The sequence below is a fragment of the Erwinia sp. 1181_3 genome, from assembly GCF_052824965.1.
Genome location: NZ_VTDE01000005.1, coordinates 104,084 through 124,279 on the forward strand (window position 1 = coordinate 104,084; position 20,196 = coordinate 124,279).

Genomic DNA, 20,196 nt, shown 5'->3' on the forward strand with positions numbered 1-20,196 from the left:
ATAACGAAGTTATGACAGTGAGGTGACAGCGAGGTGACGGTCGGGGATGCATTATTGATATCGGGCGAGGCATGCCTCGCCCCAACGGATAACGTAGGGGTCGGGCATGCCCGCCCTGTTTTACTGGCATGCCCGCCCCGGACATTAACCGCCTAAATACGCACTACGTACCGCTTCATTGGCCAACAACGCAGCCCCGGTATCTTCCAGCACCACATGACCGTTTTCGAGCACGTAGCCCCGGTCGGCCAGCTTCAGCGCCTGGTTGGCATTCTGTTCAACGAGGAAAATCGTCATGCCTTCCTGACGCAGCTGTTCGATGGTGTCGAAAATCTGCTGGATAATGATCGGGGCCAGGCCCAGCGATGGCTCGTCCAGCAGCAACAGACGCGGCTGGCTCATCAGCGCACGGCCAATGGCCAGCATCTGCTGTTCACCGCCAGACATGGTGCCGGCACGCTGTACACGGCGCTCATAAAGACGGGGGAACAGCTCATACACACGTTTGATGCGCTGCTGATACTGCTGACGCTCGGCAAAGAAACCGCCCATTGCCAGATTCTCATCCACCGTCATACGCGAGAAGACGCGACGCCCTTCCGGCACAATGGCAATCGCCTCACGCATAATACGCGCCGTCTGCCAGTCGGTAATGTCTTTACCGTCGAAGGTAATTGACCCCTCGGTGGCACGCGGTTCCCCGCACAGCGTCCCGAGAATGGTGGTTTTACCCGCACCGTTCGCACCAATCAGGGTGACAATTTCGCCCTGATTAATATGCAGACTGACATTGTGCAACGCCTGGATTTTGCCGTAATGCGCACTGATATTATTCAGGGAAAGCATAGCCTGACTCATATTATGCTTCTCCCAGATAAGCACGGATCACGTCCGGGTTATTGCGGATCTCGTCCGGCGTACCGTTAGCCAGCGGCGTTCCCTGGTTGACCACGTAAATACGGTCAGAAATACCCATTACCAGTTTCATATCATGTTCAATCAACAGTACCGAAACGTTGTGCTGGTTGCGCAGTTCCGCAATCAGCTCATCCAGCTCGTGAGTTTCTTTCGGGTTCAGGCCGGCAGCCGGTTCATCCAGCATCAGGATTTCCGGACGCGTCACCATGCAGCGGGCGATCTCAAGACGGCGTTGCTGCCCGTAAGCGAGGTTACCCGCCTGGCGGTTAGCCAGCGCCAGCAACCCGACGCGGTCCAGCCAGGTCGCTGCGCGGTCAAGCGCTTCGCTTTCCGCTTTACGGAAGGCCGGCGTTTTCAACAGACCAGAAAACACACCGCTTTTCAGATGCTGATGCTGGGCAACCAGCAGGTTTTCAATGACCGTCATTTCGCGGAACAGGCGCACATGCTGGAAGGTACGGACAATCCCCATGCGTGCGATTTTCTGCCCAGGCAGACCCGCAAGCTGCTTGTCCCCCAGCGTGATAGAGCCACCCGTCGGGCGATAGAACCCCGTCAGGCAGTTAAACACTGTGGTTTTACCGGCGCCATTCGGGCCGATAAGCGAGACGATTTCCTGCGGGCGCAGCTCCAGTTCCACATTATTGACGGCCAGCAAACCACCAAAACGCATCATCAGGCCATTAACGGCTAACAGAGGCTGAGTCATGCCTGGTCTCCTTTTTCTGCCGTTTTCAACTTCAGATGCGGGCGCTTCATCGGCAACAGTCCCTGTGGACGCCAGATCATCATCAATACCATTAAGCCACCGAGCACCAGCATGCTGTACTCGTTAAGATCGCGCATCAGTTCACGTGACACCACCAGCAGGATCGCGGCAAGAATCACTGCAAACTGCGATCCCATGCCGCCCAGTACCACGATCGCCAGCACAAACGCCGACTCGGCAAAGGTGAAGGATTCCGGGCTGACAAAGCCCTGACGGGCGGCAAACAGGCAGCCAGCGAAACCGGCAAAGGCCGCACTGATGGTGAAGGCGGTCAGCTTGATGCGCGTTGGGCTGAGGCCCAGCGAGCGGCAGGCAATCTCATCTTCACGCAGGGCTTCCCACGCGCGCCCCAGTGGCATACGCAGCAGACGGTTGATCACAAACAGCGTGATCACCACCAGCAGCAGCGCCACCATATACAGGAAGATAATACGGTCGCTCGGGTCATACTTCAGGCCGAAGAAGTTATGGAACGTATCCCAACCGCCGTCACGTGCGCTGCGGTTAAACTCCAGCCCAAAAAGAGAAGGTTTCGGGATCTGGCTGATGCCGTTCGGGCCACCGGTAATCTCTGTATTGTTCAGCAGCAGAATACGCACGATTTCACCGAAACCGAGGGTAACAATCGCCAGATAGTCACCGCGCAGACGCAGTACCGGGAAGCCCAGCAGCAGACCAAACGCCGCAGCGACCAGACCTGCCAGCGGCAGGCTCTCCCAGAACCCCAGGCCATAGTAGTGGTTGAGCAGCGCAAAGGTGTAAGCACCGATGGCATAAAAACCGCCATAACCCAGCACCAGCAACCCCGACAGCCCCACCACCACGTTCAGACCAAGGCCCAACATGACGTAAATCAGCGTCAGGGTGGCGATATCCACCGTGCCGCGTGACACCAGGAACGGCCACACGGCGGCGGCAACAATTAAAGCCAGCAGAAACAGTTTTTGCTTCGGGGTTGAACCATCAATCCCCGGCAGGACCAGCGACGGACCGGAGACTTTTTTCAGGCTGCTCTGCACCAGCGGGCGCAGCAGCTGGAACAAAAACACCACACCACAGCCCAGCGCAATCCAGTTCCAGCGCACGTTGCCCGCGTTATTAACCACCAGTTTGGTGCCATCGAGATCCAGCCGCATGCCCATAAAGAATGCCGCCAACACCAACAGCATCAGCGATGAGACAAGGGCGTTAAGCAGGTTGAGCTTTTTCATACTTTCTCAACCTCCGGACGACCCAGAATACCGGTAGGCATCACCAGCAGCACCACAATCAGCAGCGCGAACGACACCACATCTTTATATTCCGTGCTGAGGTAGGCCGAGGTCAGGGCTTCTGCAATCCCCAGAATCAGACCACCAATCATCGCACCAGGAATACTCCCGATGCCACCCAGTACGGCAGCGGTGAAGGCTTTCATCCCGGCCATAAAACCGATATAAGGGCTGATCACGCCGTAGAACTGGCCCAGCAGCACGCCGGCCACCGCCGCCATTGCCGCACCAATCACGAAGGTCAGTGAGATCACCCGGTCGGTGTTAATGCCCAGCAGGCTGGCCATTTTCAGATCTTCAGCACAGGCGCGACAGGCACGGCCCATACGTGAGTAGCGGATAAATATCGTCAGCGCCAGCATGGCGAGGAACGTCACGCTCCAGATCACGATCTGCATAGTGGAAATGGTCGCGGCAAAGCCATTGCTTTCGCCAATCGTCCACTGTCCGGTCACCAGACTTGGCAGCGCGAGATCGCGCGAGCCCTGGGTCAGGCTGACGTAGTTTTGTAAGAAGATTGACATCCCGATGGCGGAGATCAGGGCAATCAATCGCTTCGACGATCGCACTGGCTTATACGCCACGCGCTCAATGCTCCAGCCATAACAGGAGGCGATCACCACGGCGACAACGAAGCCGCTGCCAATCAGCAGCCAGCTGGCATCAATCCCCATCATCATCAATGCGGCGATGACGATGAACGAGACGTAGCTACCGATCATATACACTTCGCCGTGGGCAAAGTTAATCATGCCGATGATGCCGTACACCATGGTGTAACCAATGGCGATCAGCGCATAGGTGCTGCCCAACGTCACACCGTTGAACATTTGCTGCAAGAAATAGAGAAACTGCTCGGACATACCTTAATACCTTACGAATCCACCTGCACAGCGGGTGCAGGTGGATGAAAACGACAAAGGGCCGGGCATGCCCGGCCCCTACGGGGATGCGCTGAGCTACCCCAAGGATCCCCGTTATTCCGGGGATTCACCGGGTTACCCCACGGATCTGCATTATTCCGTAGGGGCCAGGCACGCCTGACCCGCAGCCTGGTTTATTTCACGGCAGTGGAGGAGCCGTCAGCGTGCCACTTGAATACACCAAACTCGAAGCCTTTCAGATCGCCCTTCTCATCCCAGTTGAGGTCACCCATCACCGTTGGTACTGCTGCGCCTTCTTTCAGGTTTTTCACGATAGCTTCCGGCTCTGCGCTCTTGCTGCGCTCCATACCGGCGGCCAGTGACTGCAAGGCAGCGTAGGTTGTCCAGACGAATGGACCTGTAGAGTCTTCTTTTTTCGCTTTCAGCGCATCAACGATAGGTTTGTTGGCAGGCACCTGGTCATAACGTTTTGGCAGCGTCACCAGCATCCCTTCGGAAGCCGCACCCGCGATGTTCGACAGGGAAGCGTTACCCACACCTTCCGGGCCCATAAACTGGGTTTTCAGACCGGCCGCACGTGCCTGGCGCAGGATCTGACCCATTTCCGGGTGGTAACCGCCAAAATAGACGAAGTCGACGTTGTCTTTCTTCAAACGCGCCACCAGCGTAGAGAAATCTTTGTCGCCTGCGGTCACACCTTCAAACAGCACCACGTTGCCGCCCGCTTTTTTCAGGCTGTCCTGTACGGAACGCGCCAGGCCTTCACCGTACTGCTGCTTATCGTGAACCACGGCAATACGCTGCGGTTTAATCTCGCTCAGGATGTATTTTGCGGCGGTCGGACCCTGGTCAGAGTCAAGACCGGTCGTACGCATAATCAGCTTATAGCCACGGCTGGTCAGGTCTGGTGCGGTTGCTGCCGGGGTAATCATCAGCACGCCTTCATCTTCATAGATATCAGAAGCAGGCTGGGTAGAAGAAGAGCACAGGTGGCCGATGACGTAACGGATACCGTCGTTAATCACTTTGTTGGCGACTGCAACCGCCTGCTTAGGATCGCAAACGTCGTCATACTTCACTGCGACCAGTTTGTCGCCGTTAACACCGCCTTTAGCGTTGATATCGGCAATGGCCTGCTGCGCACCTGTCCACTGCATGTCGCCATACTGGGCCACCGGGCCGGACATCGCACCCACGATGGCCACTTTGATGTCTTTTGCCATTGCTGCATGGCTCATTGCCAGGGCAACACAGCCCGCCAGGAACGCACTACCTTTACTCATTTTCATCCGAACTACCCCATCTGTTGTGGTTACTATTTATTATGTGCCATGTAATCAGCGATAAACGCTTAACTAAGAACGAGTTAGAGTGATTACCGGCATTTTTTATGAATAAGGCTTTAAATTTCAGGTTATTAAACAGGAATATTCTGCTGTAAATCAACTGACATATTCAGTAAATAGCGGGAGCCACAGGACAATTCACTAACACGAACGGTGGCATTTTAGCCGAATACCCAGGAGTTTATGCTGGCTGATAAATCATCAACAATGATTTACTCGGCATATAGGACAGAGACTCAACACATCGCCTCGTTTTTGTACGCAAAAACTAACACGTTATAGTATGGTCAACTTCGCTACAATATGCCTTTCTCACGTACGGGTTATTCCGATGAAACTGACTATCATCCGCCTGCAACAGTGCTCAGAGCAGGATCGCAGTGATTTAAAAAAAATCTGGCCACAGGCTGATATCGACGCTCTGGAAGCGCAGTTGGATGATCAATTCCGACTCTATGCTGCGCGCTTTAACGATCGGCTGCTGGCGGCGGTCAGAGTGGAAGTGCGCACAGGTCAGGGGAAGCTGTCGCAGTTGGAGGTGCGGGAGGTAACACGCAGGCGCGGTGTCGGGCTGTATCTGCTGGAAGAGGTAGTGGCACAAAACCCAGAGGTGGCCCACTGGTCGGTCTGCATCGACGGAACGTCGGCACCTGAAGTGATAGCCGCCTTTATGCAGGCGGGCGGATTTAAGCAGCAGAACGGTGAATGGTTGAAATAAAAAAGGGCTGACCTCAAAGAAGGTCAGCCCTTATAGCGACCACATGCCGGTCGCTCTGCTGTCATGGTATTGACTATGCTTCAATCGCCAGACGCAGTTTCTTCATGGCGTTCTTTTCAAGCTGACGCACACGCTCTGCGGAAACGCCGTACTGATCGGCCAGCTCCTGCAGGGTGGTTTTGTTGTCATCGTCCAGCCAGCGGGCGCGGATAATATGCTGACTGCGTTCGTCCAGCCCCAGCATCGCATCACTCAGCTTATCCGCCGCGTGATCGTCCCAGTTATCTTCCTCAATACCATTCGCAAAGTCGGAAGACTTATCCTGCAGGTAGAGCATCGGCGCCATTGAACGCCCTTCGCCTTCGTCGTCCGGCGTTGGGTCAAAGGTCATGTCCTGCGCGGCCATGCGCGATTCCATTTCCAGCACGTCTTTGCTGCTGACGCCCAGTTCACGCGCCACCATTTCGACTTCTTCCTGGTTGAACCAGCCCAAACGCTGCTTAGCTTTACGCAGGTTAAAGAACAGCTTACGTTGTGCTTTGGTGGTGGCAACTTTCACAATACGCCAGTTACGCAGAACGTATTCATGAATTTCGGCTTTGATCCAATGCACAGCAAAGGACACCAGGCGCACCCCTACTTCCGGGTTAAAACGGCGCACAGCTTTCATCAGGCCGATGTTACCTTCCTGGATCAAGTCTGCCTGCGGCAGGCCATAACCAGAATAGTTACGAGCAACATGAACGACAAAGCGCAGGTGAGACAGGATCAGCGTTTTAGCTGCTTCCAGATCGCCCTGGTAATGCAGCTGTTCAGCCAACGCTTTTTCCTCTTCTGCCGTCAGCATAGGCCAGGCATTAGCTGCCCGGATGTACGCATCCAGGTTGCCTAAGGGAGCAATAGCTAAAGTTTGCATTTCTTTGGTCATTCAAATCCTCTCTGTGTTAAGCGTGGTGACAGCGCCAGTCCCTGACGCGCTGACTACACTACGCGAATTGCCGACAAAAATCGAAAGCAATCTGTGCGAAGCTTTGGGTCTAAATCTGCCTACTATGATGCTAAAACCACCCAAAAGTTCAATCAGATTAGTGGAGGTTTTACACATAATATGCGGCGCATGAAAGGAGCAGAATCGCAGGGGGAAGTGACAAGTTGATGAACTTCCTCTGCGGTAAACTCTCACGCAGCAGAGGAAGATTATATCAAAAAAACGTGTAAAGGGGTTACTGAGGCGTAAATCGGCGTAAATGTTGTACCGTTGCCAGCCACGCGGCCACCCAGCCAATCATTGCGGCAATCAGCAGCAGCAGTAGGCTTTCATCCCACGCCAGACCGTGCAACCCGAAGGTGGTGCCAAACACAGAAGCCACCTGAGCCACCACCGACTCAAGCCGCAGCACCAGCACTTCAGACAGCACCAGTGACAACAGTGCACCACAGAAGCCCAACAGTGCGCCGCCGTATAGGAAAGGTCGCAGAATAAAACCATCGGTGGCACCGATCAGCTTTTGCACATTAATGGTGTCACGCCGGGCAAAAATACTGAGACGTACGCTGTTACCAATCACCAGGAACACAGCCACAATCATCAGAATACCAATCATTGATGCAACCTGTCCCACCAGCCCGGTCAGCGCCGCCAGGCGGGCAAACCAGCTGTCATCCATCTTCACTTCATCAATACCCTGCACTTTTGACACGCGGTCACGCAGGCTATCCATGGTGGATGAGTTCTGGAAATTCAGCTTCGGCGTAATGATCGCAACCGCTGGCAGCGGGTTCTGCTCCAGCATGTCCATCGCACCGCCAAAACCAGACCAGTTACGGAATTCGCCCAGCGCCTCTTCGCGTGACAGGTAGTTAACCTTGTCGACGCCCTCTTCTTTTTTCAACTGCGCCACGACATTTTCAGCGGCGTCGTTATCCAGTGTTTTGCTCAGATAAACGGTCAGTTGCGGGGCGGGATACCACTGATCTGCCGCCTGACTCACATTTTTCCAGACCATATAGCAGACACTGGGCAGCGTCAGAGAAATGGCGATGACCATTACTGTCAGCAACGTGGCCAGCGGCTGGCGCCACATGTCAGAGAGTGAGCCATGCATTGCATAACGCCACTGCTCTTGCCATCCGCCTTTTAGCGCTTTGCTTTTAGATGGCACCTTCTGCTTCACCGCTTTGGCTGCTGCCGGGCGGGGATTGCGCTTATTCGCCACGATGACCTCCGTGCAAACGTCCCTGGTTTAGCGTCATCAGTCGATACTGACGGCTGCCAATCAGTCCCATATCATGCGTCGCCATCAGAACGGTGACGCCCACACGGTTGAACTCTTCAAACAGACGCAGAATATCTTCTGATAATGCCTCATCGAGGTTACCGGTTGGTTCATCCGCCAGCAGAACGGCGGGCTTGTTGACGACCGCACGGGCGATGCCCACACGCTGTTGTTCACCGCCAGACAGCTGAATCGGGAAGCTTTTTGCTTTATCGAGCAGGCCAACTTTATCCAGTGCGGCTGAAACGCGACGGCGAATATCTTCACCGCTGGCCCCGCTGATAATCAGCGGGATCGCCACGTTGTCATACACCGAGCGATCCATCAGCAGATGGTGATCCTGGAAGATCATACCGATCTGACGGCGCAGAAACGGGACTTCACGGCTTTTCAGACGGCTGATGTCGTGGCCGCCAAACCAGATATGCCCGGCACTCGGGCGCTCAATGCCACAGATCAGCTTCAGCAAGGTACTTTTCCCCGCCCCGGAATGTCCGGTCAGAAACGCCATTTCGCCAGGACGCAGATGAAAATCTACCCCCTGCAGCGCTTGCCGACCGCCGAGATAAGCCTTACTGACTTCTTCAAAGCGAATCATCCTAATTTAATCCTCTCGGGCAAAAAGTGCCTCTATAAAATCGTCAGCCTTAAACGATCGTAAATCTTCAATACCTTCGCCAACGCCGATGTAGCGAATCGGAATGTTGAACTGATCTGCCACCGAGAAGATCACCCCACCTTTCGCTGTACCGTCAAGCTTGGTCAGGGTAATCCCGGTCAGGCCGACGGCCTCGTGGAACAGTTTAGTCTGGCTGATGGCATTCTGGCCGGTGCTGGCATCGATTGTCAGCATTACCTCATGCGGCGCCTGCTCGTCGAGCTTCTTCATCACGCGGGTGATTTTTTTCAGCTCTTCCATCAGGTGCGATTTATTCTGTAAACGCCCGGCCGTATCGGCGATCAACACGTCAACGTGGCGCGCCTTCGCAGCCTGGATGGCATCGAAGATCACTGAGGCGGAATCTGCGCCAGTATGCTGCGCCACGACGGGAATATTGTTTCGTTCTCCCCACACCTGCAACTGCTCAACGGCAGCGGCACGGAAAGTATCGCCTGCGGCCAGCATTACGGATTTACCTTCAGCCTGGAACTGACGCGCCAGCTTGCCGATAGTGGTGGTTTTACCCACACCATTGACGCCGACCATCAGGATAACAAACGGCGTTTTCCCCGTAACATCCAGCGGCGCTTCAACCTTAGCAAGAATCTCAGCCATTTCGCTTTTCAGCAGGCCGTACAACGCTTCGGCATCACGTAACTGCTTACGGCTCGCCTGCGCCGTCAGGCTGGCAATAATGCGGCGTGTGGTATCCACGCCAACATCTGCAATCAGCAGCTGCTCTTCCAGCTCTTCAAACAAATCGTCATCAATTTTTTTGCCACGGAACAGGCCGATGAAACCAGAACCCAGATTTTCACGGGTTTTGACCAGGCTGCGCTTCAGACGGGCAAAGAAACCTTCTTTGGTCGGGCGAACTTGCTCCACCACTGGCTGAAGTTCTTCTTCCATAACCTCAGCGGCCAGGGCAGCCGCTTCGGCTTCAGCACGGGCAGCCGCTTCGGCTTCAGCACGGGCTGCCGCTTCGGCTTCAGCACGGGCTGCCGCTTCGGCTTCGGCACGGGCTGCCGCTTCGGCTTCAGCACGGGCTGCCACTTCGGCTTCAGCACGGGCTGCCGCTTCGGCTTCAGCACGGGCTGCCACTTCGGCTTCAGCACGGGCTGCCGCTTCGGCTTCAGCACGGGCTGCCGCTTCGGCTTCAGCACGGGCAGCCGCTTCGGCTTCGGCACGGGCAGCCGCTTCGGCTTCGGCACGGGCAGCCGCTTCGGCTTCGACACGGGCAGCCGCTTCGGCTTCGACACGGGCAGCCGCTTCGGCTTCGGCACGGGCAGCCGCTTCGGCTTCAGCACGGGCAGCCGCTTCGGCTTCGGCGTTGTGAGCGTTTTCAGGGGCAGAGTCAGCGGCAGGGGGCACTTCCGCTGGCGTATCGGCAGAGGGCTGCGGTGATAACGTTTCTTTTACTTCATCCTGTGGCGTCTGTTCTTCGCGCCCCAGACCAAGCCAGGAAAAAAAGCCACGTTTTTTATTCTTTGCCATGGTGCAACCACACTCCTCGCGGGAAAACCGATCCGGTTCCGGTACGAAAATTAATCTGTTAATTAATCTCTTAGTCTAACACTTTCTGCCAAGCGCATCACAGCACCCTTTTTACGTTTCCTCCGCCCGGTTAGCCCGTTAAACTATGCAACAAATTATTAAGAGTTCAGCAAGATGAATAAGAAACCCCGCAGCGGCGCAGCAGGACAAATACGTATTATTGGTGGGCAGTGGCGCGGTCGTAAGCTGCCGGTTCCCGACAGCGCGGGCCTGCGCCCGACCACTGACCGGGTACGCGAAACCCTGTTCAACTGGCTGGCCGCTGATATTCAGCAGGCAAAATGCCTCGACTGCTATGCGGGGAGCGGTGCACTCGGTCTGGAAGCACTGTCACGCCATGCTGCCAGCGCCACATTGCTGGAGCTGGAGCGCCCGGTGGCACAGCAGCTGGAAAAAAACCTCGCGACCCTTGGAGCGAAGAGCGGACGCGTGGTCAATACCAACACCCTGCAATTTCTGGCGCAAAAAGGGGATGAACATCAGCTGGTCTTTATCGATCCACCGTTTCGTCAGGGACTGCTGGAGAAAACCACCCAGTTACTGGAGAGCAACGGCTGGCTGAGCGATGGCGCGCTGGTGTATGTTGAAAGTGAAGTGGAGCACGGCATCCCGCCCGTCCCGGTAAACTGGCAGCTTCACCGCGAGAAAATTGCCGGACAGGTAGCCTACCGCCTGTATATTCGTCACCGTGTTGACAAGGAGATTTCCAATGCTGATTAATGCAGGCCGCGTGCTGATGCTGTTCGTCTGGGCCTTTTTACTGCTTAACGTGGTACACCCGTTCCCGAAACCGCTGACGTACTTTGTTAACGTGGCGCTGTTTTTCATGGTGATTATGCATGGTCTGCAACTGGTGCTGATGCGCACCACTCAACCGAAAGGCGCAGAAAAACTGAGCGGCCTGATGCAGATTAAAGTGTTTTTCTTCGGGGTATTTGAACTGCTGGCCTGGCAAAAGAAGAATTTTCCTAAGCAGTAACCCACCGCGTTCCCTCATCAAGTTCGGAGTCTGTGTGCCGGAAAGATAATTTTCCGGCATCGCATCAGGGTGCTGTCTCAGGCACAAAACTGATAAAGCGTGAACCTTTGACCTTCAGCTCACCTTTACTGCCCTTATCGATCTGATGATAGTCCCCGGCAGTTAACTCCAGCTTAAAATCACCTGCCCCGTTTAACGGGTGGAACCAGGCTTCATAACGCATATCCTCTACCGGAATATGTTCGCGCTGGCGTGAACGGCGGTTCGGTGCCGGGTATTCTCGCTTGGATTTCACTTCCACCACCAGAGACCGTACCGGCGAAGCATCATTAACCGCCACTTCACGCCGCTGCTTAATAAATTGACGGGTTGCTAAGATGGCGATCACGGCCAGTACGATAAAAAAGATCAGAGGGGGCTTCATGTTTTCTTCATCCTCCTGAAGGTAAAAAGGTGAGTATGTGCATCGCGTGCGCAACAGGATACAACCGGAGACCTCTCATTGTCACATCACCCCCCCTTCACCTAGACTGAGTGAAGTTGCATCACTTTCATCTATAACAACAGGGACAATTTATGATTTGGTCATTCCTTGCGGTTCTTTTTTCCGGCTGGCTGTATGTTGATGCCTCCTATCGTGGCCCACAGTGGCAACGCTGGGTATTTAAACCCGTCACCATGTTGCTGCTGCTGGCCTGGGCGTGGCAGGCTCCGGTGCTGGCAACCACTGATTACCTGATTCTGCTGGGCGTACTGGCAACACTGGTGGGTGATGCGCTCACGTTACTGCCCACCAAACGTATGCTGTATGCCATCGGTGCTTTCTTCCTGTCGCACCTGCTTTATACCCTCTACTTCGCCAGCCAGATGACGCTCAGTGTGTTCTGGCCCATCCCATTAGTGCTGTTGATCGTCGGTGGCGTGGTAATCGCCACGATCTGGAGCCGTCTGGAAGAACTGCGCTGGCCGATCTGCACCTTTTTCGGTATGGCACTGCTGATGGTCTGGCTGGCGACGGAACGTTATTTTGTTCTGCCGTCCGAAGATGCCTTTACCCTGATGGCCGGAGCAATATTGCTGCTGCTGGGTAACATCGTCTGGTTAGTCAGCCATTATCGCCGCCGCTTTAGCGCTGACAGTGCGATTATCGCCGCCTGCTATTTCGGCGGTCACTTTATGATTGTGCGCGCCCTGTGGCTGTAATTTGTACCATACCCTAAATAATTCGAGTTTCAGGACTAAAAGGCTTTAGCCTTTTTGAACCGCGCAACGCGCTGCCCTCCTGGGGCGAGGCCAGGCCGAGTAACGCGGCAAGCCCGCAGGGTGAGCCTCACGGATGAGGCTCATAGTCTCCAGCAGCATAGATAACTATGTGACTGGAGTGAGCGGGTGCAGCCAACGCACCTGAGGCTCGAAGTATGACGGGTATAGCGCTTGACTCTGGAGTCCACTCCAGAGTGTAAGATGGGTATCGACGGGCATTGGTGCCCGCCGATACCTGTCAGGAGGCGTTATGCACCAGCACTCTTCATGTGGTTGTGGTCACCACCACGCCAGTCAACAGCACGGATGCAGCACCCGCCCGCGCCCCGTTATTCAAAAAATCACCGCTGTCAGCGCAGCCAGCGTTGATGCCCCCTGTTGTGAAGATGCAGCCTGCAGTTCGGGGAACGACCCCGATGATGAGGGCGACAGGCCCACTGGCGCTTTAAGCTTTAGCTGGCTGGTGACAGGGATGGACTGCCCGGCCTGCGCACGCAAGGTAGAAACCGCAGTAAAACAACTTCCTCAGGTAGCCATGGCGCGCGTGGTATTTTCCAGCGAAAAACTGCGGGTCGATGCCAGCAGCGATATCCGTGATGACGTTGAACGGGCAGTGGCTCGCGCCGGTTTTCAATTACAGCGCAGCGATGCTCCCACCGCACCTAAAGTTGAACAGAGTTTCTGGCAGGAGAATGTGAACCTGATTCTGCTGGCTGTACTGATGGCGATAAGTGCACTGCTGAGTAGCCTGAATCATCCGGCAGGCACGCTGGCCTTTACCCTGACCACACTGGTTGGCGTCTGGCCGATTGGCCGCAGCGCCCTGCGTCTGATGCGCAGCGGGTCGCCATTCAGCATTGAAACCCTGATGACCGTTGCGGCTCTCGGCGCACTGTTTATCGGCGCTACCGCAGAAGCGGCGATGGTACTGCTGTTGTTTATGCTGGGAGAGCGGCTGGAGTCCTTTGCCGCCGGGCGTGCACGCAAAGGTGTGACTGCGCTGATGGCACTCAAGCCGGATACAGCGCTACGCCTGCGTTCAGGTCTGCGTGAAAACGTGGCGGTGAACGCGTTACGCCCCGGAGATGTCATTGAGGTGGCCGCCGGTGCGCGGCTGCCCACCGATGCGAAACTGCTCAGTGCTTTTGCCAGCTTTGATGAAAGTGCCCTCACCGGGGAGTCAGTGCCGGTTGAACGCCAGAAAAATGAAACCATCGCCGCTGGTTGCCTGAGCGTGGATCGACTGGTGCAGCTGGAAGTAGTGTCCGAACCCGGTAAAAGTGCCATTGACCGCATTCTGCATCTGATTGAAGAAGCCGAAGAGCGGCGCGCGCCTATTGAACGTTTCCTCGACCGCTTCAGCCGTATCTACACCCCGGCCATTATTGCACTGTCGCTGGCAGTAGTACTGGTACCGCCGCTGTTTATGGGGGCTGAATGGCAACCGTGGATCTATAAAGGATTAACACTGCTGCTGATCGGTTGCCCGTGCGCGCTGGTGATTTCCACCCCGGCGGCGATTACCTCCGGGCTGGCTGCTGCGGCACGCCGGGGGGCATTAATTAAAGGCGGTGCGGCGCTGGAAAACCTGGGCAGCGTACGTACCATCGCTTTTGACAAAACCGGCACCCTGACCGAAGGCAAACCGCAGGTCACCGCTATTCTGCCGCTGGCCGCACTGGATGAGGATCAGTTACTGGCAACGGCTGCCGCCATTGAACAGAGTTCCTCCCACCCGCTGGCGCTGGCGATTGTGGCGGCGGCAACAGACCGACAGCTGACCATCCCTGGAGCCGAATCACAACGCGCCCTGGCGGGCAGCGGCGTGGAAGCCGTTGTGAGTGATCGCTTACTTTCCATCTGCGCACCATCAAAACTGCCTGAAGCGTTGCTGGCACCGCAGCGTGAGAACGTGGAAACCCTGGAAAACGCGGGCAATACCGTGGTGCTGATGCATGATGGCCAGCAGCTGCTGGGAATCATCGCGCTGCGCGATACGCTGCGTGCCGATGCCAAAGCTGCACTGGACGAGCTGAAGTCATTGGGCATCCAGGCCGTGATGCTGACGGGCGATAATCCGCGCGCGGCGGCGGCCATCGCCGCTGAGCTGAATATTGACTACCGCGCAGGCCTGTTACCGGAAGATAAAGTCGCGGCGGTCAGCCAGCTTAATCAGCAGCAGCCGGTAGCAATGGTCGGTGACGGCATTAATGATGCTCCGGCGATGAAGGCCGCTACCATCGGTATTGCAATGGGCAGCGGCAGTGATGTCGCACTGGAAACCGCCGATGCCGCACTGACCCATAACCGGCTCAATGGCCTGGCCGCGATGATCCGCCTGTCGCGCGCAACCCATACCAATATCCGCCAGAATGTGGCGTTGGCGCTGGGGCTGAAAGGGCTGTTCCTGGTGACGACGTTACTGGGGATAACGGGACTGTGGCTCGCGGTATTGGCAGACTCGGGGGCGACAGCGTTAGTGACCGCTAACGCACTGCGGTTGTTACGAAAGAAATAGCGGGGTAAACGTTGGGCGAGGCATGCCTCGCCCCTACGGAGTAATGCAACGTTCCGGGGGTATACCAGAGGCCAGGCATCCATCGCCACGACAGGATAGCGCAACGTACCGGATTGTCCCGGGTGTCGGGCATGCATCGCCCACTGGGATAGTGCCGGGTTGTCCCAGGGGTCGGGCATGCCCGACCCGCACCTTACAATCCTTTCTTCAGCAAAAACTGATACGGCAGAACATCGGTGTTCTGAGCCACCAGCGTATGCTCCATAAAACGGCAGAAACCAGGGATATCGCGCGTGGTGGCCGGGTCATCAGCGATAATCAACAGGGTTTCACCGTCTTGCATATGGCGCACAGTCTTGCGCACCATCATCACCGGTTCCGGGCAGCGCAGGCCCAGCGCATCAAGGGTCTGGTCGGGGTTGGCGAAAAGGTCGCTCATGATATTCTCAGTTATTATGTAACGGACGGCGCCTATTTTAGCGCCAGTCGGTGCGTGTGCAAGGATTGCCTGCAACGATAACGTTTGCGTTAAAATTAACCATTGCATTAGCAGGTCAAAGCGGTAATATGCCGCGAATTCGCCTGAGCGAAACACAGACAAATTTTCATGGGTTCCCTCACCCCAATCTAAAAAGGCTGACAACAATGATCGCTTTTTCTACGCGCCAGCGCACCCACGCGCTGGTCTGGCTGTCCCTTTTCCATTTGCTGGTGATCACCTCCAGTAACTATCTGGTGCAGCTGCCGGTGGCAATTTTTGGTTTGCACACCACCTGGGGCGCGTTCAGCTTCCCATTTATCTTCCTGGCGACTGACCTGACGGTACGGATTTTCGGTGCCCCACTGGCACGACGCATTATCCTTGCCGTGATGATCCCGGCGCTGTTTATCTCCTACACCATCTCAGCACTGTTTTATCAGGGTGAATGGCAGGGCTTCGCAGCGCTGGAAGAGATGAATCTGTTTGTTGCCCGCATCGCCTGCGCCAGCTTTATGGCCTATGCGCTCGGCCAGATCCTCGATATCCACGTGTTCAATCGCCTGCGCCAGAAAGCCGCCTGGTGGATGGCACCGGCGGCGGCGATGTTCCTCGGCAATATCAGCGATACCCTCGCTTTCTTCTTTATTGCCTTCTATAAAAGTCCTGACCTGTTTATGGCCACCCACTGGGTGGAGATCGCCCTGGTGGATTACAGCTTCAAAGTGCTTATCTGTATGGTGTTCTTCCTGCCAGCTTACGGCGTGCTGCTGAATGCCGCGCTGAAACGATTAGCAGAGAAATCCAATAGCACCCGCGTCAACTTCGGTTAATCTGAGGTTTGAACTCAGGCCGTTATATACCCCAAGTCATTCGAGCCGCAGCCAACACCGCTGCAGCGTGAAGTACGACGGGTATAAGTTGCTTTTGAAGGCTGAATACGATTGTATAAGCACCTGATCTCTACGCGACCAATGTGAAAGGAACCCTGATGCGTAACTTACTGAAATATGCCGGAATCGCGCTGCTGGTAGCTGGACTGGCTGCCTGTGATGGCAAGAAAGATGAGAAAGCTGCCGCCGATGATAATGGCGTCAGCAGCAGTCAGTCCAATCAGAATGTCACTCTGATGGATGGCAAACTGAGCTTCACCCTGCCGGCAGGCATGTCTGACAAGAGCGGCAAGCTCGGCACTCAGGCGAACAATATGCACGTCTATGCGGATGAGTCAGGCCAGAAAGCGATCATCGTGATTGATGGTGAGAGCACGAACGAAGGTCTGGATGTGCTGGCAGGTCGTCTTGAAGCGCAGCAGCGTAATCGTGATGCACAGCTTCAGGTCGTGACCAACAAAGCCATTACCGTGAAAGGCCAGCCGTTACAGCAACTGGACACCGTGATCTCTGCCAATAACCAGTCTTCATGGTCTTCTGTGGTTCTGGGTAAAGTCGATGGCAAGCTGCTGACACTGCAGATCACGCTGCCTGCGGAAAACCAGCAGCAGGCACAAACCGAAGCGGAAAGCATTATCAGCACCATTCAGCTGAAATAATCTGATGGCATAAAAAAAGCCCCCCGCATCTCTGGTGCGGGGGGCTTTTTATTGGCCGTTACAGCCCGGCGTGTTCGCGAATATACTTACGCGCTTTAACTGCATACTCGAACGGATTAGCCAGCGCAGGGTCCTGCTCCGCTTCCACCACCATCCAGCCTTTGTAGCCGAAATCATCGAGAATTTTAAACACCGGATCGAAATCAATCACGCCATCACCCGGAACGGTGAAGGTGCCTTTCTTCACGCCATCAAGGAATGACAACTTCTGACTCTTCACCTGCGCCACAACCTCATCACGCACGTCTTTTAAGTGCACGTGATTAATGCGCGGCAGGTATTTCGTCAGGATGGCCAGCATGGCTTCCTGGGATCCTTCAGAGTAGTAAGCGTGGCCGGTATCGAACAGCAGATAAACATCATCGTTAGTCTCGGCCATAAAGCGATCCACCTCGGCAGTGGTCTGAATACCGGTGCCCATATGATGATGCAGACCCACGGTCATGCCCTTCTCAGCCGCCAGTTTCGCCAGCTCGTTATAGCCTTCCACCGTCAGACGCCACTGCTCATCGGTAAAGTGAGGTTTCTCTTCCAGCACGGCTTTAGTGGTGCCCTGGATGCTCAGGCTCTGCTCTGAACAGCCAATCACTTTTGCCCCCATCGCATGCAGGAAATCACGATGGTTGATGAATTCATCAATAGTTTTCGCTTTATCGCCGTTAGCAAAGAAGGTGCTGAACCAGGCATTGACGATCTCGATACCACGGATGTCCAGCATCGGCTTCAGCACGGCCGGATCGCGCGGGTACTTACTGCCCACTTCACTGCCGGTAAAACCTGCCAGCGCCATTTCACTGACGATCTGCTGGAAGGTATTCTCACTACCCAACTCAGGCATGTCATCGTTGGTCCAGCCGATCGGTGCAATAGCCAGTTTGACGTTATCTTTATTCATGGTGTTACCTCAAAGGTTCACCGGGCGGCCATTGCCGCCCCGCTTTATTTTCTCAGCAGCTCACGCTCGATCAGTTCGCGTGTTTCCACTGCCTGACGATTCATTTTTTCCGGGTAACCGAACAGTGAAGAGGCAATAATTGACTCACCACCGACTTTGAACGTGCGGTTAGCAAAGTCCATATCGCGCAGCGTCTGGAACAGCGTCTGGAAATCGACTTCCCCTTCGCCCACACCCACGTGCTGGTGAATCGTGGCATCAACGCCAGGCGGGTTCACAATATAGCGGCAGTGTTTGGTGTGATTCATGGTGTCCGCGATCAGCACGTGCGACAGGTCGACACCGGAATATTCCAGCATGCTTTTCACATCCCCTTTCCCTTTGTCGTAGAAGAAGGTGTGCGGCACGCTGTAGAGATATTTGACGTTCTCACTGCGGAACGATTTCACCATGTCAGCGGTTTCGTTGCTCTCTTCACAGAAATCCCATGGATGAGACTGGATTTCGATGCGGATGCCTTCACGTTCGACGATAGGCAGCAGCTCTTCCATTGAGCGATAGAACATCTCTTCACAGATTTCAGGTTCGTTCGGGTTACCAGAAAGTTCGGTATTAATCACCTGCACACCGGTTTCAACCGCGATCTCTATCATGCGTTTCCAGTTTCTGACGGCGGCCTGACGGCGCGCTTCGTCCGGACCGGACCAGCGGTACACAACGATATAAGAGGAGATTTCCAGCCCGGTCTCACGCAGCGCGTTTTTGTACTCGGTGATGATTTCGCGGCTGGCTTTTGGATGTTTGTAGAACGGGTTGATCTGCGGATGCGGGGACTGCTCAATATATTTGTAGCCCCAGTCAGCCACCTGGTGAACCATTTTTGTGATGCCCAAATCTCGAATGACATCTACATCAAAGGCAATTTTCATCAGACTCTCCGTGATAAATCAGTACGCTGTTTTACGGTGATCCCCCGTCATATCGACGGGGGTTAAGCGCGTCCGGCCTGTAACCTGACGATCAGTTATTGTAGAAAGCCGGGCGCTGCGGCAGTTCCACCGGCTCAATCGCACCGCTTTCCTGCGCTTTCAGGCAGGCATCGGCAGCGACAGAAGCAGCATAGCCGTCCCAGGCGGATGGCCCGGTCAGCTTGCCTGCGGTGGCGTCGTTAATAAATGCTTGTAATTCAACATCGTAGGCATCAATGAAACGGTCTTTCCAGTCGGTCAGGATAGACGTAGACAGTTTGGCGTCTTTACGCATTTGTACGGCGGACGGCTCTGGCAGTTTGGCGATACCTTCTTCACCCACCACTTCACACTGAATGTCATAACCGTAAGCACAGTTCACGAAGATCTCCACGTCGATGCGAATGCCCTTACGGGTTTCAAACAGCACCACCTGAGGATCACGCAGTTTAGCGTGGGTTTTCGACGTGGAACGTGGGAACACCACCTGTACCGATTTGTAATCATCTTCGGTCAGCCAGCGCAGCACATCCAGCTCGTGGATCAGCGTATTGGTGATCGCCATATCGGTGGTATAGCTTTCCGGCACGGTGGGGTTACGGTGCGCGCAGTGCAGCATCAGCGGCTCACCGATTTCGCCTTTGGTGATCACCTCTTTCAGCGCACGATAGCCGCTATCGTAGGGGCGCATAAAGCCAACCTGCACCAGACGTTTACCAAATTGGATTTCGGCATCAACGATGCGACGGCAACCTTCCGCGCTCATCGCCAGTGGCTTTTCACAGAATACCGGCTTACCGGCTTCAATCGCCGCCAGAGTGAACTCTTCGTGAGTCGGGTCCCAGGAGGTTACCAGCAGCGCATCAACGTTCGGTGATTTCACCACGTCATGGCCGTTGGCAAACACTTCCGCTTCAATACCAATGCGTGCCAGGGCCGCTTTGGCACCCTCGACGTTGATATCTGAAACCGCCACCACCTGCGCACCCTGCAGCACTTTACTGCAACGACGGATATGTTCCTGGCCGATAGCGCCCGTTCCGATAACACCTAATTTTAAAGTCATGACAGGTCCTTACATGTAGG

Annotated in this window: 21 protein-coding genes; 7 read left to right on the forward strand and 14 right to left on the reverse strand. The window is 55.2% G+C overall.

Annotated elements, in window-relative coordinates:
• Positions 1-144: 144 nt before the first annotated feature.
• From livF to FY046_RS14990, 5 genes are all read right to left on the reverse strand, one after another.
• A complete protein-coding gene (livF, locus tag FY046_RS14970) occupies positions 145-858 on the reverse strand; it encodes a high-affinity branched-chain amino acid ABC transporter ATP-binding protein LivF (protein ID WP_062747708.1) in 714 nt (237 codons plus the stop codon).
• A gap of 1 nt (position 859) precedes the next feature.
• A complete protein-coding gene (gene livG / locus FY046_RS14975; RefSeq protein WP_133846617.1) occupies positions 860-1,627 on the reverse strand; it encodes a high-affinity branched-chain amino acid ABC transporter ATP-binding protein LivG in 768 nt (255 codons plus the stop codon).
• Complete coding sequence (locus FY046_RS14980) at positions 1,624-2,898, reverse strand: high-affinity branched-chain amino acid ABC transporter permease LivM (RefSeq protein WP_133846616.1); 1,275 nt, start codon at positions 2,896-2,898, stop codon at positions 1,624-1,626. The genes livG and FY046_RS14980 overlap by 4 nt, the downstream gene beginning before the upstream one ends.
• Positions 2,895-3,821: a high-affinity branched-chain amino acid ABC transporter permease LivH gene (livH, locus tag FY046_RS14985; RefSeq protein WP_133846615.1), complete on the reverse strand. Its 927-nt coding sequence runs from the start codon at positions 3,819-3,821 to the stop codon at positions 2,895-2,897. The genes FY046_RS14980 and livH overlap by 4 nt, the downstream gene beginning before the upstream one ends.
• A gap of 194 nt (positions 3,822-4,015) precedes the next feature.
• Positions 4,016-5,131, reverse strand: coding sequence for a branched-chain amino acid ABC transporter substrate-binding protein (locus tag FY046_RS14990; protein ID WP_133846614.1), 1,116 nt, complete (start codon positions 5,129-5,131; stop codon positions 4,016-4,018).
• A 388-nt stretch (positions 5,132-5,519) separates the two neighbouring features.
• Between FY046_RS14990 and panM the strand changes: the two genes are divergently transcribed.
• Positions 5,520-5,906 carry an aspartate 1-decarboxylase autocleavage activator PanM gene (gene panM / locus FY046_RS14995; RefSeq protein WP_167864251.1) on the forward strand — a complete coding sequence of 129 codons (387 nt, stop codon included), beginning with the start codon at positions 5,520-5,522 and terminating at the stop codon, positions 5,904-5,906.
• Positions 5,907-5,979: 73 nt separating this feature from the next.
• Here the strand turns inward: panM and rpoH are convergent, their stop codons facing one another.
• The 4 genes from rpoH to ftsY all read right to left on the reverse strand — a co-directional run bounded on the left by rpoH (position 5,980) and on the right by ftsY (position 10,337).
• The gene (gene rpoH / locus FY046_RS15000) at positions 5,980-6,834 is read right to left on the reverse strand and encodes an RNA polymerase sigma factor RpoH (RefSeq protein ID WP_133846609.1); all 855 of its coding nucleotides are present in this window, start codon (positions 6,832-6,834) and stop codon (positions 5,980-5,982) included.
• Positions 6,835-7,129: 295 nt separating this feature from the next.
• Positions 7,130-8,122, reverse strand: coding sequence for a permease-like cell division protein FtsX (gene ftsX, locus FY046_RS15005; RefSeq protein ID WP_133846608.1), 993 nt, complete (start codon positions 8,120-8,122; stop codon positions 7,130-7,132).
• Positions 8,112-8,780 carry a cell division ATP-binding protein FtsE gene (gene ftsE / locus FY046_RS15010; protein WP_133846607.1) on the reverse strand — a complete coding sequence of 223 codons (669 nt, stop codon included), beginning with the start codon at positions 8,778-8,780 and terminating at the stop codon, positions 8,112-8,114. The genes ftsX and ftsE overlap by 11 nt, the downstream gene beginning before the upstream one ends.
• Before the next feature lie 6 nt (positions 8,781-8,786).
• On the reverse strand, positions 8,787-10,337 hold the full coding sequence (ftsY, locus tag FY046_RS15015) for a signal recognition particle-docking protein FtsY (RefSeq protein WP_446186223.1): 1,551 nt from the start codon (positions 10,335-10,337) through the stop codon (positions 8,787-8,789).
• 174 nt (positions 10,338-10,511) lie between these two features.
• Between ftsY and rsmD the strand changes: the two genes are divergently transcribed.
• Positions 10,512-11,117, forward strand: a complete 606-nt coding sequence (rsmD, locus tag FY046_RS15020) for a 16S rRNA (guanine(966)-N(2))-methyltransferase (RefSeq protein WP_133844251.1) — start codon at positions 10,512-10,514, stop codon at positions 11,115-11,117.
• Positions 11,107-11,376: a DUF1145 family protein gene (locus tag FY046_RS15025; protein ID WP_133844253.1), complete on the forward strand. Its 270-nt coding sequence runs from the start codon at positions 11,107-11,109 to the stop codon at positions 11,374-11,376. The genes rsmD and FY046_RS15025 overlap by 11 nt, the downstream gene beginning before the upstream one ends.
• A 64-nt stretch (positions 11,377-11,440) precedes the next feature.
• Here FY046_RS15025 and FY046_RS15030 read toward each other — a convergent pair whose 3' ends face one another.
• Positions 11,441-11,800: a DUF2500 domain-containing protein gene (locus FY046_RS15030; RefSeq protein ID WP_133844255.1), complete on the reverse strand. Its 360-nt coding sequence runs from the start codon at positions 11,798-11,800 to the stop codon at positions 11,441-11,443.
• 152 nt (positions 11,801-11,952) lie between these two features.
• On the opposite strand from FY046_RS15030, the gene FY046_RS15035 reads away from it, so the two are divergent.
• Both FY046_RS15035 and FY046_RS15040 read left to right on the forward strand, forming a co-directional pair.
• Positions 11,953-12,579, forward strand: a complete 627-nt coding sequence (locus FY046_RS15035; protein WP_133844257.1) for a lysoplasmalogenase — start codon at positions 11,953-11,955, stop codon at positions 12,577-12,579.
• Between the two features lie 310 nt (positions 12,580-12,889).
• Complete coding sequence (locus FY046_RS15040; RefSeq protein WP_446186224.1) at positions 12,890-15,157, forward strand: zinc/cadmium/mercury/lead-transporting ATPase; 2,268 nt, start codon at positions 12,890-12,892, stop codon at positions 15,155-15,157.
• Between the two features lie 193 nt (positions 15,158-15,350).
• On the opposite strand, the gene tusA is transcribed toward FY046_RS15040, so the two are convergent.
• Complete coding sequence (gene tusA / locus FY046_RS15045; RefSeq protein WP_133844261.1) at positions 15,351-15,596, reverse strand: sulfurtransferase TusA; 246 nt, start codon at positions 15,594-15,596, stop codon at positions 15,351-15,353.
• 206 nt (positions 15,597-15,802) lie between these two features.
• On the opposite strand from tusA, the gene FY046_RS15050 reads away from it, so the two are divergent.
• Positions 15,803-16,468: a 7-cyano-7-deazaguanine/7-aminomethyl-7-deazaguanine transporter gene (locus tag FY046_RS15050; protein ID WP_133844263.1), complete on the forward strand. Its 666-nt coding sequence runs from the start codon at positions 15,803-15,805 to the stop codon at positions 16,466-16,468.
• A gap of 158 nt (positions 16,469-16,626) precedes the next feature.
• Positions 16,627-17,187 (forward strand): DcrB family lipoprotein, encoded by a 561-nt coding sequence (locus FY046_RS15055; protein ID WP_133844265.1) that lies wholly within the window; start codon positions 16,627-16,629, stop codon positions 17,185-17,187.
• A gap of 58 nt (positions 17,188-17,245) precedes the next feature.
• Here the strand turns inward: FY046_RS15055 and iolE are convergent, their stop codons facing one another.
• From iolE to FY046_RS15070, 3 genes are all read right to left on the reverse strand, one after another.
• Entirely contained in the window at positions 17,246-18,142 is an 897-nt protein-coding gene (gene iolE / locus FY046_RS15060) for a myo-inosose-2 dehydratase (RefSeq protein WP_200642603.1), read from the reverse strand.
• A 44-nt stretch (positions 18,143-18,186) separates the two neighbouring features.
• Positions 18,187-19,071, reverse strand: coding sequence for a sugar phosphate isomerase/epimerase family protein (locus FY046_RS15065; RefSeq protein WP_133844269.1), 885 nt, complete (start codon positions 19,069-19,071; stop codon positions 18,187-18,189).
• 91 nt (positions 19,072-19,162) lie between these two features.
• Positions 19,163-20,176 carry a Gfo/Idh/MocA family protein gene (locus FY046_RS15070; RefSeq protein ID WP_446186225.1) on the reverse strand — a complete coding sequence of 338 codons (1,014 nt, stop codon included), beginning with the start codon at positions 20,174-20,176 and terminating at the stop codon, positions 19,163-19,165.
• Positions 20,177-20,196: the final 20 nt, after the last annotated feature.

Coding starts and splice junctions, on each gene's coding strand:
- rsmD (WP_133844251.1), top strand. CDS start 10,512: ATGAATAAGAAACCCCGCAGCGGCGCAGCAGGACAAATACGTATTATT.
- FY046_RS15050 (WP_133844263.1), top strand. CDS start 15,803: ATGATCGCTTTTTCTACGCGCCAGCGCACCCACGCGCTGGTCTGGCTG.
- panM (WP_167864251.1), top strand. CDS start 5,520: ATGAAACTGACTATCATCCGCCTGCAACAGTGCTCAGAGCAGGATCGC.
- FY046_RS14990 (WP_133846614.1), bottom strand. CDS start 5,131: ATGAAAATGAGTAAAGGTAGTGCGTTCCTGGCGGGCTGTGTTGCCCTG.
- livH (WP_133846615.1), bottom strand. CDS start 3,821: ATGTCCGAGCAGTTTCTCTATTTCTTGCAGCAAATGTTCAACGGTGTG.
- FY046_RS15065 (WP_133844269.1), bottom strand. CDS start 19,071: ATGAAAATTGCCTTTGATGTAGATGTCATTCGAGATTTGGGCATCACA.
- iolE (WP_200642603.1), bottom strand. CDS start 18,142: ATGAATAAAGATAACGTCAAACTGGCTATTGCACCGATCGGCTGGACC.
- FY046_RS15030 (WP_133844255.1), bottom strand. CDS start 11,800: ATGAAGCCCCCTCTGATCTTTTTTATCGTACTGGCCGTGATCGCCATC.
- FY046_RS15040 (WP_446186224.1), top strand. CDS start 12,890: ATGCACCAGCACTCTTCATGTGGTTGTGGTCACCACCACGCCAGTCAA.
- tusA (WP_133844261.1), bottom strand. CDS start 15,596: ATGAGCGACCTTTTCGCCAACCCCGACCAGACCCTTGATGCGCTGGGC.
- livG (WP_133846617.1), bottom strand. CDS start 1,627: ATGACTCAGCCTCTGTTAGCCGTTAATGGCCTGATGATGCGTTTTGGT.
- ftsY (WP_446186223.1), bottom strand. CDS start 10,337: ATGGCAAAGAATAAAAAACGTGGCTTTTTTTCCTGGCTTGGTCTGGGG.
- livF (WP_062747708.1), bottom strand. CDS start 858: ATGAGTCAGGCTATGCTTTCCCTGAATAATATCAGTGCGCATTACGGC.
- ftsE (WP_133846607.1), bottom strand. CDS start 8,780: ATGATTCGCTTTGAAGAAGTCAGTAAGGCTTATCTCGGCGGTCGGCAA.
- FY046_RS15035 (WP_133844257.1), top strand. CDS start 11,953: ATGATTTGGTCATTCCTTGCGGTTCTTTTTTCCGGCTGGCTGTATGTT.
- FY046_RS15025 (WP_133844253.1), top strand. CDS start 11,107: ATGCTGATTAATGCAGGCCGCGTGCTGATGCTGTTCGTCTGGGCCTTT.
- rpoH (WP_133846609.1), bottom strand. CDS start 6,834: ATGACCAAAGAAATGCAAACTTTAGCTATTGCTCCCTTAGGCAACCTG.
- FY046_RS14980 (WP_133846616.1), bottom strand. CDS start 2,898: ATGAAAAAGCTCAACCTGCTTAACGCCCTTGTCTCATCGCTGATGCTG.
- FY046_RS15070 (WP_446186225.1), bottom strand. CDS start 20,176: ATGACTTTAAAATTAGGTGTTATCGGAACGGGCGCTATCGGCCAGGAA.
- FY046_RS15055 (WP_133844265.1), top strand. CDS start 16,627: ATGCGTAACTTACTGAAATATGCCGGAATCGCGCTGCTGGTAGCTGGA.